The sequence below is a fragment of the Streptomyces sp. DSM 116793 genome, from assembly GCF_057320905.1.
In genome coordinates, this window is record NZ_CM170494.1 from 5,233,284 (window position 1) to 5,246,272 (window position 12,989).

Annotated in this window: 11 protein-coding genes; 6 read left to right on the forward strand and 5 right to left on the reverse strand. The window is 73.0% G+C overall.

The genetic code is table 11. The annotated features are described in order from the left end of the window. Positions 1 to 58 precede the first annotated feature (58 nt). The 6 genes from dacB (at position 59) to folE (ending at position 8,693) form a co-directional block, all read left to right on the forward strand. Positions 59 to 1,537, forward strand: coding sequence for a D-alanyl-D-alanine carboxypeptidase/D-alanyl-D-alanine endopeptidase (gene dacB / locus ACSMXW_RS20380; protein WP_485798145.1), 1,479 nt, complete (start codon positions 59 to 61; stop codon positions 1,535 to 1,537). A 677-nt stretch (positions 1,538 to 2,214) separates the two neighbouring features. Further along, positions 2,215 to 3,345 (forward strand): zinc-dependent metalloprotease, encoded by a 1,131-nt coding sequence (locus ACSMXW_RS20385; RefSeq protein WP_485798146.1) that lies wholly within the window; start codon positions 2,215 to 2,217, stop codon positions 3,343 to 3,345. Positions 3,346 to 3,602: 257 nt separating this feature from the next. Then, on the forward strand, positions 3,603 to 4,904 hold the full coding sequence (gene tilS, locus ACSMXW_RS20390; protein ID WP_485798147.1) for a tRNA lysidine(34) synthetase TilS: 1,302 nt from the start codon (positions 3,603 to 3,605) through the stop codon (positions 4,902 to 4,904). Between the two features lie 137 nt (positions 4,905 to 5,041). After that, complete coding sequence (hpt, locus tag ACSMXW_RS20395) at positions 5,042 to 5,602, forward strand: hypoxanthine phosphoribosyltransferase (RefSeq protein WP_485798148.1); 561 nt, start codon at positions 5,042 to 5,044, stop codon at positions 5,600 to 5,602. A gap of 224 nt (positions 5,603 to 5,826) precedes the next feature. After that, on the forward strand, positions 5,827 to 7,860 hold the full coding sequence (gene ftsH, locus ACSMXW_RS20400) for an ATP-dependent zinc metalloprotease FtsH (protein WP_485798149.1): 2,034 nt from the start codon (positions 5,827 to 5,829) through the stop codon (positions 7,858 to 7,860). Positions 7,861 to 8,087: 227 nt separating this feature from the next. Next, on the forward strand, positions 8,088 to 8,693 hold the full coding sequence (gene folE / locus ACSMXW_RS20405) for a GTP cyclohydrolase I FolE (RefSeq protein WP_485798150.1): 606 nt from the start codon (positions 8,088 to 8,090) through the stop codon (positions 8,691 to 8,693). A gap of 437 nt (positions 8,694 to 9,130) precedes the next feature. Here folE and ACSMXW_RS20410 read toward each other — a convergent pair whose 3' ends face one another. The 5 genes from ACSMXW_RS20410 to folP all read right to left on the reverse strand — a co-directional run bounded on the left by ACSMXW_RS20410 (position 9,131) and on the right by folP (position 12,388). Further along, entirely contained in the window at positions 9,131 to 9,622 is a 492-nt protein-coding gene (locus ACSMXW_RS20410; RefSeq protein WP_485798151.1) for a DUF3180 domain-containing protein, read from the reverse strand. A gap of 154 nt (positions 9,623 to 9,776) precedes the next feature. Further along, positions 9,777 to 10,388 carry a 2-amino-4-hydroxy-6-hydroxymethyldihydropteridine diphosphokinase gene (folK, locus tag ACSMXW_RS20415; RefSeq protein WP_485798152.1) on the reverse strand — a complete coding sequence of 204 codons (612 nt, stop codon included), beginning with the start codon at positions 10,386 to 10,388 and terminating at the stop codon, positions 9,777 to 9,779. Beyond that, entirely contained in the window at positions 10,385 to 10,744 is a 360-nt protein-coding gene (gene folB / locus ACSMXW_RS20420; protein WP_485798153.1) for a dihydroneopterin aldolase, read from the reverse strand. Before folB ends, folK begins: the two co-directional genes overlap by 4 nt. A gap of 283 nt (positions 10,745 to 11,027) precedes the next feature. After that, entirely contained in the window at positions 11,028 to 11,495 is a 468-nt protein-coding gene (locus tag ACSMXW_RS20425) for a nuclear transport factor 2 family protein (RefSeq protein WP_485798154.1), read from the reverse strand. Then, the gene (gene folP / locus ACSMXW_RS20430; RefSeq protein WP_485798156.1) at positions 11,492 to 12,388 is read right to left on the reverse strand and encodes a dihydropteroate synthase; all 897 of its coding nucleotides are present in this window, start codon (positions 12,386 to 12,388) and stop codon (positions 11,492 to 11,494) included. The genes ACSMXW_RS20425 and folP overlap by 4 nt, the downstream gene beginning before the upstream one ends. Positions 12,389 to 12,989: the final 601 nt, after the last annotated feature.

Genomic DNA, 12,989 nt, shown 5'->3' on the forward strand with positions numbered 1-12,989 from the left:
GCTCGCCAGGCGACCGGCTCTGCCGGCCGCGGCGCGGCTCGCGGATCTTCTCAATCCCATGACCCTGAAGACCTGGCAGGTCACAGCGGGTGCGGTGGTGCTCGGCCTGGCCGTGGCGGCCGGGGCCGTCCTCGCCGCGGGGCCCTGGGACTCCGCCGGCCAGCGTACGGCGGAGCGGGACTGGGCCGCCGGGCAGGGGCTCGGGGGTGGTGCAGATCACGGTCACGGTGGCCCCGGAGGGGGGCCCGCGGCGGCTCCGAGCGCCCCTGAGGTGCTCGCCGCGCTGAGCGCGCCGACGGGCGGCTCCGGGCGCTCGGGCGGCGGCCCGGAACCCAACGAGCGCGCGCTCGGCGCACTGCTCACCCCGCTCCTCGCGGACGCCTCGCTGGGCAGCACCCGCACGGCGGCGGTCGTCGACGTGACCACCGGCAGGCGCCTCTACGGCAAGGGGGCGGGGCGGGCGCTGACGCCCGCGTCCACCACCAAACTGGCCACCGCCGTCGCCGCGCTCTCCGCCGTGGGCGCCGACCACCGCATCGCCACCCGCGCCGTCCTCGAGGACGGCGGGCACAAGGGGCCGGCGCGGATCGTGCTGGTCGGCGGCGGCGACCCCACACTGACCGCGCGGGACGACGCGGACGGCGACACGGAGGGCGCCGCGAGCCTGCGCGCGCTCGCCGTGGCCACCACCCGGAAGCTGGCGGACCGGCACATCGGCAGGGTCGCGCTCGGCTACGACGACTCGCTCTACACGGGCCCGCGGACGCACCCCATCGGCCCGAACGAGAACCTGGCGCCCGTCACCGCCCTGATGACCGACGAGGGCCGGCTCGACCACACCACCAGCGGGCCCGCGCCGCGCTCCACGGACCCGTCCGGCGACGCGGCCACCGCGTTCGCGGGCTTCCTGAAGCAGCAGGGGATCGCGGTGCAGGGGCGGCCGACGGCGACCCGGGCCGCGGGCGGGGCGCGGCGGCTGGCCGCCGTGCAGTCGCCGCCGCTGTCGGCGCTGGTCGAGCGGATGCTGACGAACAGCGACAACGACATCGCCGAGGCGCTGGCCCGGCAGACCGCGCTGGCCGCCCACCGGCCCGTGAGCTTCGCCGGGGGCGCGCAGGCGATCGGGGCGCGGCTCGGCCGTCTCGGGCTGCCGGTGTCGGGGGCGCGGTTCCGGGACGGCAGCGGGCTCGACCGGGCCGACCGGCTGAGCGCGGGGCTGCTCACCGCGCTGCTCGCGAAGGCCGGGGACCCGGGCCGGCCCGAGCTGCGGTCCGTCCTGACCGGGCTCCCGGTGGCCGGGTTCACCGGCACGCTGGAGCAGCGCTACGCCGACGCCGCGGACTCGGCGGGCAAGGGCCTCGTGCGCGCCAAGACCGGCACCCTGACCGGGGTCAACACGCTCGCCGGCACGGTCGTCGACGCGGACGGTCACGTGCTGGCGTTCGCGTTCATGACGTCGGGCGCGACCGCTCCCGCGGCCACCCAGGCGGCCCTGGACCACCTCGCCACGGCCCTGACGACCTGCGGCTGCAACTGACCCCCCTGCGTACGGGGGCGCGGCCCCGCCGCGCTGTGGGCTGCTCGGTGGGGGTGGAGGTGGTTCTTCCCCTTCCCCTCGTCTGCCCCCAGCGGGGCGGACGAGCACCGTCCGGGTGCCGTATGCCGTGGGCTGTGCCCACCGGTCCTGCGGAACGACTGCATGCAGCGGTGGCACGAGGTGGGAAGGTGCGGTCCCACCGGGCCGCAGTCGCGTACGAGACGTGAGGGGACGTGGGGGGATGTCCGCCCTGGGGGTACCTCCCAGGCCCTTAAGGCACTGGGGGAGTCCGGCGCCACGCCCAGAGAACCCTCCGGACCACGGAGGGCGCCGGACCGTGGGGGCACCTCCCACGCCTTTAAGGCAGTGGGGGAGGACATCCCCCCCGCGGCCCCGCCCCACAACGCAACACAAGGCGCACCCGCCACAACGAGACCCGCACACGCCCAGACAGCCGACCCCACAACGAAACAGAAGGCGCACCAGCCACGCCGAGAGCCGCACACGCCCAAGCACCGACCGAACCGCACGGATCGCACCGCACCCGCACCGCACGGCACCCCACCGCCCTCCACCGCCCTCCACCGCCCTCCACTCCCTCCACCACCCAGCGGCCACCCTCCGCAGCCGGTCGTAACGCCACCGCGTTACGGAAGCCGAGCACGTACCGTTGATGCATGACGAGCATCGGTGGTACGGAGATGGTCGACTGGAACCTCGCGGTGGCCACCGCGACACGCCTCGTGCGCCCAGGCCCCGAAGTCACCCGCGACGAGGCCAGGGCCGTCGTCACGGAACTGCGCCGGCACGCCAGGGCGAGCGAGCAGCACGTCCGCGGCTTCACCCGGCTGACCGCCGACGCCACCGCGGACACCCCGGTCCTCGTGGTCGACCGCCCGGGCTGGGTCCGGGCGAACGTCGCCGGCTTCCGCGAGATCCTCGCCCCCCTCCTCGACAAGATGCAGGAGCGCCGCGGCTCGGGCCCCGGCGGCGTCGTCCTGGGCACGGTCGGCGGCAAGGTCACGGGCGTGGAGCTGGGCATGCTGCTGTCGTTCCTCTCGTCCCGCGTGCTCGGCCAGTACGAGACGTTCGCCCCGGACACCCGCGACCTGCCCGCGGGAGCGAACGGCGGCGGCCGGCTCCTGCTGGTCGCCCCCAACATCGTCCACGTGGAGCGCGAGCTGGACGTCGCGCCGCACGACTTCCGCCTCTGGGTCTGCCTGCACGAGGAGACGCACCGCACGCAGTTCACGGCCGTCCCCTGGCTCCGCGACCACCTGGAGGGCGAGATCCAGGCGTTCCTCGCCGAGACCGAGGTCGACCCGATGACGTTCCTGGAGCGCATCAGGGAGGCCGCCCAGTCCCTCGCCGGCGGGCGCCCCGAGGGCGAGGCGGGCGAGCGGGACGGCGGCCGCTCCCTGGTGGAGATCGTCCAGACCCCGGCCCAGCGCGCGATCCTGTCCCGGCTGACCGCCGTGATGTCGCTCCTGGAGGGCCACGCGGACTACGTCATGGACGGCGTGGGCCCGGACGTCGTCCCGTCCGTCGCCGAGATCCGCGAGAAGTTCCAGCAGCGCAGGGCGCGCGGCGCGTCCCGTCTCGACCAGGCGCTGCGCAAGCTCCTCGGCCTGGACGCCAAGCTCCGCCAGTACCGCGACGGCGAGCGGTTCGTGCGGTCCGTCGTCGACGAGGTCGGCATGGAGGGCTTCAACCGCGTGTGGACCTCCCCGAACACGCTTCCGACCAAGGCCGAGATCGCCAAACCGGCGGACTGGATCGCGCGGGTGCACCGCAAGGCCGACTCGTGACCGGTACGCGCCGGGTCCGCCCCGAGGCAGAAGAACGCCCGGACAATCACCCGTCCGAGGGACCGTGGGTCATAGGCAGGCGTGCAATGCTCGGTGAACGGCTCGGTTCTGTCACCATCGACACACTCTGAGTGACGGCAGGTCGGTGACCGGCGGCTGCGACGACGCCCCCAAGCCCACCGCCACCGCCACCGCCGCTCAGCAACCGAGTGTCAGACACCGAGGCTCACCCTCGAACTTCACGAAGGGAACCGGACATGGGTCCCCATCCTGCGGTCGCGGCGATACGTTTGGCGGTCCGCCGCGTACTCCACGACGTCCTCTCCGACCACGCCGCCGCCCTCAGGGCCGGCGCAGCCCCCAGCGCGGGCACCTCGCCGCACCCCGGCGCGGACACCCGCGCGGACACCGGACTCCGCGCACCAGCCGCCCCTCCTCGATCCGCCCCCCGTACCGACTCCGCCTCCGGCCCCGCCACCCTCACTACCCCCGCGCCCGTGGGTACCGACCCGGCGCTCGCCCCATTCCCCGCGCCCCCCACCGCCCGCGGCGCCGTCCCCGCGCCCTCCCACGCCTTCGGCGATGCCTCCGCGCCCTCTGCTGCCGCCTCGGGCGACGCCCTCGCGTCCGAGTCCGCCGCCGAGCCCGGTCCCCTCGTGCTGGTCGCCTGCTCCGGCGGCGCCGACTCCATGGCGCTGGCCTCCGCGCTCGCCTTCGAGGCGCCGAAGCTCGGCATCCGGGCCGGCGGCATCACCATCGACCACGGCCTCCAGGCCGGCTCCGACGCCCGTGCCGCCGAGGTCGCCGGCCGCCTCGCGGCCCTCGGCCTCAGCCCCGTCGAGGCCATCGCCGTCACCGTCGGCCCCGGCGCCGGGCCCGAGGCCGCCGCCCGTGACGCCCGCTACGCCGCCCTAGATTCCGCCGCCGAGCGGCACGGCGCCGCCGCCGTCCTCCTCGGCCATACCCGCGACGACCAGGCGGAGACCGTGCTGCTGGGCCTCGCCCGCGGCTCCGGCACCCGCTCGCTGTCCGGCATGGCCGCGGTCTCCGGGGCCGCCGGCCGCTACCGCAGGCCGTTCCTCCACCTGGACCGGCAGACCGCCCGCCGCGCCTGCCTCGCCCAGTCCCTCCCAGTCTGGGACGACCCGCACAACACGGACCCCACCTTCACCCGCTCCCGGCTGCGCCACGAGGGCCTGCCCGCACTGGAGAAGGCCCTCGGCAAGGGCGTCGTCGAGGCCCTCGCCCGCACCGCCCAGCTCTCCCGCGACGACGCCGACGCCCTCGACGTCTGGGCCGACCAGGCCGAGACGGCGGTGCGCGACGACGCCGGGCGGCTGGTCTGCGCCAAGCTGCGCGTCCTGCCCGCGGCCGTGCGCCGCCGCGTGCTGCGCCGCGCCGCCATCGAAGCGGGCGCCCCCGCCGGCTCGCTCTTCGCCCGGCACATCGAGGAGGTCGACCGCCTGATCACGGGGTGGCGCGGCCAGGGAGCCATCAACCTCCCCGGCCGGGTCGTCGCCCGGCGGCAGGATGGCAGACTGGTTATCCGGCAGGACTGACCGCGGCGCCCCGGGGGCACCTCCGGGGGTACCTCCCACGCCTCTCGGGGCAGTGGGGGAGCCCTCGGGCAGTGGGGAGCCCCACCGCACCAGGCGGGCACCGGGAGACGGCGGCAGCGGCTCGGACGACGAAAGTGATGCGGGTGGACGCGAAAGACATGGGCACCGACCTCAAGGCGGTGCTCATCACCAAAGAAGAGATCGACGCGAAGCTGGCGGAGCTGGCCGCGAAGATCGACGCCGCCTACACGGGCAAGGACCTGCTGATCGTCGGCGTCCTCAAGGGTGCGGTGATGGTCATGGCCGACCTGGCCCGTGCGCTGTCCACCCCTGTCACCATGGACTGGATGGCCGTGTCGTCCTACGGCGCGGGCACCCAGTCCTCCGGTGTGGTGCGGATCCTCAAGGACCTCGACACCGACATCAAGGGCAAGCACGTCCTCATCGTTGAGGACATCATCGACTCGGGGCTGACGCTGTCCTGGCTCATCTCCAACCTCGGCTCGCGCGAGCCGGCCTCCCTCAAGGTGTGCACGCTGCTGCGCAAGCCGGAGGCGGCCAAGGTCGCGATCGACGTGGAGTGGGTCGGCTTCGACATCCCCAACGAGTTCGTCGTGGGCTACGGCCTGGACTACGCCGAGAAGTACCGGAACCTCCCCTTCGTCGGCACCCTGGCCCCGCACGTCCACGGCGGCTGATCCGCACCCCACGGCCGGGGCCCGCACCGGGGCGCCGCCCCCGGCGACGGAGCCGGGACGCCCGAGCGGGAACCCTCGCGGCGTTTGAGCCGTTGGAGCATGGGAGGGCGGGATCGCCAGTCGTCCCCGGCGGCTACGGGTGACAATGCTGGGGTACCGTCCGAAGAACAGTTTTTATCAAACTCACTATGGCAGGAGGGACGGGGCGGCACCGCTCCGTATGGATGGACGTGAAGCGATACTTCCGTGGGCCGGTCATGTGGATCGTGCTGGCCGTCCTTGCCGTGGTCGTGTTGATGCAGGTCGTCGGTTCGTCCGGTGGCTACAAGACGGTGGACACCGGTCAGGTCGTACAGGCGATCGACAGGAACCAGGTACAGCAGGCCAAGCTCACCACTGGCGACGAGCAGACCGTCAAGGTCCAGCTCAAGGACGGCCAGAAGGTGGACGGCAGTAACAAGATCCAGGCGAGCTACATCGGCGACCAGGGCAACGACCTGGCCAAGTCCCTGCAGGCCAAGTTCGAGGGCAAGCAGATTCCGGACGGCTACACGGTCTCGCCCTCGAAGCAGAACCCGTTCGTCGGGATCCTGCTCTCGCTGCTCCCCTTCGTGCTCATCGTCGTGGTCTTCCTGTTCCTGATGAACCAGATGCAGGGCGGCGGCTCCCGCGTCATGAACTTCGGGAAGTCCAAGGCCAAGCTGATCACCAAGGACACCCCGAAGACGACGTTCAACGACGTCGCGGGGTCGGACGAGGCCGTCGAAGAGCTCCAGGAGATCAAGGAGTTCCTGCAGGAGCCGGCCAAGTTCCAGGCCGTCGGCGCCAAGATCCCCAAGGGCGTGCTGCTCTACGGCCCGCCCGGCACCGGCAAGACGCTCCTGGCGCGCGCCGTCGCGGGCGAGGCCGGCGTGCCGTTCTACTCGATCTCGGGTTCCGACTTCGTCGAGATGTTCGTCGGTGTCGGTGCCTCCCGGGTGCGCGACCTCTTCGAGCAGGCCAAGGCGAATGCCCCGGCGATCGTCTTCGTCGACGAGATCGACGCCGTCGGCCGGCACCGCGGCGCGGGCCTCGGCGGCGGCCACGACGAGCGCGAGCAGACGCTGAACCAACTCCTCGTCGAGATGGACGGCTTCGACGTCAAGGGCGGCGTCATCCTGATCGCCGCCACCAACCGCCCTGACATCCTCGACCCGGCGCTGCTGCGCCCCGGCCGTTTCGACCGCCAGATCGCCGTCGACCGCCCGGACATGCAGGGCCGTCTGGAGATCCTCAAGGTCCACCAGAAGGGCAAGCCGGTCGCGCCCGACGTCGACCTGTCGGCCGTCGCCCGCCGCACCCCCGGCTTCACCGGCGCCGACCTGAGCAACGTCCTCAACGAGGCCGCGCTGCTCACCGCCCGCAGCGACCGCAAGCTGATCGACAACCAGATGCTGGACGAGGCGATCGACCGCGTCGTGGCGGGCCCGCAGAAGCGGACCAGGATCATGTCCGACAAGGAGAAGAAGATCACCGCGTACCACGAGGGCGGGCACGCCCTGGTCGCGGCGGCCTCACCCAACTCCGACCCGGTCCACAAGATCACGATCCTGTCCCGCGGCCGGGCGCTGGGGTACACCATGGTCCTCCCCGACGAGGACAAGTACTCCACCACCCGCAACGAGATGCTGGACCAGCTCGCCTACATGCTGGGCGGCCGGGCTGCCGAGGAGCTCGTCTTCCACGACCCGACCACGGGCGCGGCCAACGACATCGAGAAGGCCACGGCCACGGCCCGTGCGATGGTCACGCAGTACGGCATGACCGAGCGGCTGGGCGCGATCAAGTTCGGCAGCGACCAGAGCGAGCCGTTCCTCGGGCGTGAGATGGCTCACCAGCGGGACTACTCGGAAGAGGTCGCCGCGCTGGTCGACGAAGAGGTCAAGAAGCTCATCGAGAACGCGCACAACGAAGCCTGGGAGATCCTCGTCGAGAACCGCGACGTCCTGGACAACCTGGTCCTCGCGCTCCTCGAGAAGGAGACCCTCGGCAAGGAGCAGATCGCCGAGATCTTCGCCCCGATCGTGAAGCGCCCGGCCCGCCCCGCGTGGACCGGTTCCTCACGCCGCACCCCCTCGACCCGCCCGCCGGTGCTCTCCCCCAAGGAGCTCTCGCTGACGAACGGGGCGAACGGCACCGCGATCACGACCGGAGCGACCCCGGAGCCGGGCCCGGCGGCCCCCACCGACGCCGCTCCCGAGGAGCGCCCGGAGAGCTGATGCCGGAGCCCCGAGCTCCGGGGCCGCCCCCGGTGAGGCTGGAATGAACGCCGCGCCCGCCAGGTTCTAGCCTGGTGGGCGCGGCGTCGTCGTATGCCCGCATGCCCGCCGCGTGTCAGGGGCGGGCGCGGGGGTCACCGCGGCCCGTCGCGGAGGCCCCGGGGGAGATCAGGAATACCGCGCAGGGCCGGTGCACTGCGCAGAGGCACGCACAGAAGCGAGGACACATGACCGACCCCGTGACGCTGGACGGCGAGGGCCCGATAGGCGAGTTCGACGAGAAGCGGGCGCAGAGCGCGGTGCGGGAACTGCTGATCGCGGTCGGCGAGAACCCGGACCGCGAGGGCCTGAGGGAGACCCCGGCGCGGGTGGCGCGGGCGTACAAGGAGATCTTCGCGGGCCTCTGGCAGCAGCCCGAGGATGTGCTCACCACCACGTTCGATCTCGGCCATGACGAGATGGTGCTGGTGAAGGACATCGAGGTGGTGAGTACCTGCGAACACCACCTGGTGCCGTTCGTGGGCTCCGCGCACGTCGGGTACATCCCGTCCGCCGACGGCAAGATCACCGGCCTGTCCAAGCTGGCGCGGCTGGTCGACGTCTATGCGCGGCGGCCGCAGGTCCAGGAGCGGATGACCACGCAGATCGCGGACTCCGTGATGAAGATTCTTGAGCCGCGGGGGGTGATCGTGGTCGTGGAGTGCGAGCACATGTGCATGACCATGCGGGGGGTGCGGAAGCCTGGGGCGAAGACGATCACGTCTGCGGTGCGGGGGCAGTTGCGTGACCCGGCCACGCGCAACGAGGCGATGAGCCTGATCATGGCCCACTGATCCCTCTTCTCCGGGGCTCAGCCCCGGCCCCCAGGCCCACGGGACCGTGGGCCCCGGCCCCGGTCTACCCGGGGGCGCGGGTTGTGGGGCCGGCCGGGTCCGGTCTACCCCGGGGGCGCGGGTTGTCGGGCCAGGCCCGGCCTACGCAGGGGCGCGGGGAACTGCGCGACCAGGCTCGACGAGGCGGTCGGATCGTCACCGTCCCGAGGGGGCTGTTTCTGTCGTCTCCGGACCGTCGGCGGGTGGTGGGTTGCTCGCGCAGTTCCCCGCGCCCCTGGGTGGGCCGGGGGCACCGCCCACAGTCGTCGCGCCCCTGGGTGGGCCGGGGCACCGCCCACAGTCGTCGCGCCCCTGGGTGGGCCGGGGCACCGCACAGTCGTCGCCGGCGGTCGTCGCCCCCAGGGGGTACCGGGGGCACCCCGGGCAGGAAAGTGGGGTTACTCGGTGTGGGGTGCGCCCGCGCCGTGGTTCTCGTCGTCGTCATCCGGCAGCTTGCAGACCCGCTCAAGAAAGAACGCCGCCGCTATCACCCCGACCCCGGTGACGACGGAGAGCCCCGCATAGATGGCCTGGTCCCGCCGCGCCGGGATGTCGAGCTGCTCCAGCAGAAAGACCCCCGCACCGCCGTACATACCGGAGACCAGCGCAGCCACCAGCGCACTCGCCTGCCCGAAGACGACCGCACGGGCCGCCATCAGGGGATCGACACCCTTCGCCCCGGCGTGCCGCTCGCGCTGCGCCCGCAGCCGGGCCCGCAGCGAGAGGGCGGTGGCCAGCAGGATGACGGCGATGACCGCCAGCACGATCGGCGCGGCCAGCGGCACGCTCGGCAGCGTGCCGAACGAGTCCCAGAGCCGGGCGCCCGCCCAGGAGAGCACCCCGGCGACGACGAAAACCCCGGCCAGCACCCTGATGCGTAGCTGCTTCACATCGCCCCTTCGCCGACGGTGCCGCACGGCCGCTCCGGCCGGAGCGGCTGGTGGGTGCGGGCACTCTGCGCTGGTCCGCGGGGCGCCGGGCCCGGCCGGTGGTCGTCAGGCATGGCCGGCCCCGCCCCGCGGAGCTTTCGGTAGACCTTAACGACTACTCCGGCAGCCGGAGTTCCAGGTCGACACGCCGGGCGACACCCTCCCGCCGCACCGCCTCCAGCAGCCGGGCGACGGGCCCCCGGCCGGGCAACAGCGCATCCGGCTCGATGTCGTACCAGGGCACGAGGACGAAGGCCCGCTCGTGCGCGCGGGGGTGGGGGAGGGTGAGCGCCGGGTCGTCGGAGACCACCTCGGCGTAGGCGACGATGTCCACATCCAGGGTGCGCGGCCCCCACCGCTCCTCGCGCACCCGGTGGAACGCCTCCTCCACGGCCTGCGCCCGCTCCAGGAGCGAGCTGGGCGGGAGAGTGGTCTTCACGATCATGACGGCGTTGAAGTACGTGGGCTGGCTGCCGGGGGCGACGCCCCAGGGTTCCGTCTCGTACACCGGCGAGACGGCCCTGACCCGCAGGCCCGGGGTGTCCTCCAGGGCGTCGACGGCCCCCTGGAGGGTCTCCAGGCGGTTGCCGAGATTGCTCCCCAGCGAGATCACGGCACGCTTCGGGTTGCTCAGGGTGGTGTCCGCCGCGTCCACCTGCTGCACCACGGAGGCGGGCACCGGCTGCACGGTCGGGTCGCCCCGTCCCTCTGCGAAGAATGCGGTCATGCTCGGCTCCGGCTGATGGTGACGGTCACGTCGTCGAAGGGCACGGTGATCGGGGCGTCCGGCTTGTGGACGCGGACCTCGACCTCCCGCACCTCGTCGTACTCCAGGCACGCCTGGGCGATGCGCTCCGCCAGCGTCTCGATCAGGGACACCGGCTCCCCGGCGACGATGGCGACGGTCTCCTCGGCCACCGCGCCGTAGTCCACGGTCTTCGCGAGGTCGTCGTCGGCCGCGGCGGCGCGGGTGTCCAGGCCCAGGACGAGGTCGATGACGAAGGGCTGCCCCTCCTCGCGCTCCCGCGCGAAGACCCCGTGGTGTCCGCGGGCTCTGAGGCCGTGCAGCGCGACACGATCCACGCGAATCACTCCTGCTGTCGTCCGGTCATGGCGGGGCCGTACCGGGTGCGGTCGGTCACCGGCCCCGGAGGGAATCTACCTGCGGGCACCGACAGCCCCCGGGGGCGGGACCGTGACCGGGCGTAACACCCGTCAGGCTTCCGCGGCTCCCGGGCACCGCGCGCGTGCCCCTGGGCCGGCGCTCCGGGCGGCGTCCTTCTGCGCTGTCCGGAGCGGTGCGGCGGAGGCTGCTCCAGGCCGACGACCAGGCCCGACCGTACGGCGTACCAGAGCCCCTACCCACTCAGACGGAGGTGTCGTCACCCTCGTCCTCATCGGATTCGGCCAGGACCGGTGAGCCGTGGTGGGACCAGAGCTTCCAGCCGCCGGGTGTGCGCAGGAACACATTCGTGGCGACCACGAGCTGCCCGACGAGGGGCCCCGGCTCATCGCTGTCCTCGGGGGCGGGACCACCGCTGAGGATGTTCTCCGTGCAGGTCACCAGGGCCGTACTGCCGGTGACGGAGACCTTGACGTCGGTGAGGAAGAACTGGATGTAGTCGGTGTTCGCCATGATCAGGGCGTACGACCTGAGGACCTCGCCGCGGCCGCTGAGGACCGGCCAGCCCGGGTGCACACAGGAGACCTCGGGGTCGCCCTCGCCCAGCCACAGGTCGGCCAGCTCCTCGAAGTCGCCGCGCTCCAGGGCCTCGTAGTAGGCGGTGTTGACGCCCTCCACCTGCTCGAAGTCGGTACGGGCCGGTCCGGTCACGAGGCTCCTTCCCCGGCACCGGGGCCGCGCGTGGCCCTGGCGTCCGTCACGGCGCGGGCGACCCGGACGGCGTCCGCGGTGGCGCGCACCTCGTGGACGCGGACCGCCCAGGCGCCCTGGTGCGCGGCGATGGCGGAGACGGCGGCGGTGGCCGCGTCCCGCTCGCGCGCGGGTGGCGGCGCGCCGTCGGGGCCCGCCAGGACCCGGCCGAGGAACCGCTTGCGGGAGGCCGCCACCAGGACCGGGCGGTCCAGGCCGGCCAGCCGGTCGAGGTGGGCCAGCAGGGCGAGGTCGTGCTCGGCGTCCTTGGAGAAGCCGAGGCCCGGGTCGACGATGATCCGGTCGGCGCGCACACCGCCGTCCACGACCGCGTCCACACGGGCGCGTAGCTCGGTGACGACCTCGGAGACGACGTCGGCGTAGACCCCGCGGACGTTGGGACCCTCCAGGAAGCCGCGCCAGTGCATCACCACGAACGGGACGGCCGCGTCGGCCACCACGGGGATCATGGCGGGGTCGGCGAGGCCGCCGCTGACGTCGTTGACGAGCAGGGCGCCCTCGGTGAGGGCACGCTCGGCGACGGAGGCGCGCATGGTGTCCACCGAGACGGTGACCCCCTCCGAGGCCAGGCCCCGCACCACCGGCACCACCCGGCGCAGCTCCTCCGCCTCGTCCACCCGGGCGGCGCCCGGACGGGTGGACTCACCGCCCACGTCGACCAGGTCCGCACCCTGGGTGACCAGGTCGAGGCCGTGCTTCACCGCGGTCGTGGTGTCGAAGAAGCGGCCCCCGTCGGAGAAGGAGTCGGGTGTCACATTGACGACTCCCATCACCGCGCAGCGGTCCCACTCGGGCAGCCCCGCGACTCGGCCGCGGCCACGCAACGTACTCATGCCTCCAGCCTAGGCCCGGTGTCCGACACCGGGCCGTACACGGCTCGCCCCGATTGCGGGCCGGCGGGGGATGTGCGGGGCGGGAACGGTGTGCCGCTTCGGGGGCGTCGGCCCGGAGCCTCGCTCGGGCACGCGGGTCGGTGCCTCGTCCGGTGTCCCGTCCGGTCGCCTTCGGCCCCGGCGCCTCGTGCGCCTCGTCGCCTCGTGCGCTCGGCTCGGAGCCTCCTCAGGAGTTTCGTGTGCTGCCGTGGTTCGGTGCCTCCTGCAGTGCCTCCTACGGGGCTTCGTCCGGCGCCTGGGTCCGGCGCCTCGGTCGGGCGCTCTGTCCGGCGCCTCCGTCGGGCGGTGGGGTGACGGCCACCCGCGGCCGGGCCACCGGCTCTCCCTCTCGTGTTCACCTGGTCGTGCACGGCCACCCCGTTCACTTGGCAGTGCGGTGGCCTTTCGGCCGCTTTTTCAGGATGTCCGCAGCATGGGCGCGGCGTCGCGCCCCGGTGGTGCGCCCCCCGGGTGAAGTGGCTCAACTCTGGGATGTTCAGCGGCCTTTGTCCCGCTCTCATAGTGGCCGTTGTCTCTTTTTCGAGTCCTGGCGCTGTACTTC

Coding starts and splice junctions, on each gene's coding strand:
- ftsH (WP_485798149.1), top strand. CDS start 5,827: ATGGACGTGAAGCGATACTTCCGTGGGCCGGTCATGTGGATCGTGCTG.
- dacB (WP_485798145.1), top strand. CDS start 59: ATGACCCTGAAGACCTGGCAGGTCACAGCGGGTGCGGTGGTGCTCGGC.
- folK (WP_485798152.1), bottom strand. CDS start 10,388: ATGACCGCATTCTTCGCAGAGGGACGGGGCGACCCGACCGTGCAGCCG.
- folP (WP_485798156.1), bottom strand. CDS start 12,388: ATGAGTACGTTGCGTGGCCGCGGCCGAGTCGCGGGGCTGCCCGAGTGG.
- folE (WP_485798150.1), top strand. CDS start 8,088: ATGACCGACCCCGTGACGCTGGACGGCGAGGGCCCGATAGGCGAGTTC.
- ACSMXW_RS20385 (WP_485798146.1), top strand. CDS start 2,215: ATGACGAGCATCGGTGGTACGGAGATGGTCGACTGGAACCTCGCGGTG.
- hpt (WP_485798148.1), top strand. CDS start 5,042: ATGCGGGTGGACGCGAAAGACATGGGCACCGACCTCAAGGCGGTGCTC.
- tilS (WP_485798147.1), top strand. CDS start 3,603: ATGGGTCCCCATCCTGCGGTCGCGGCGATACGTTTGGCGGTCCGCCGC.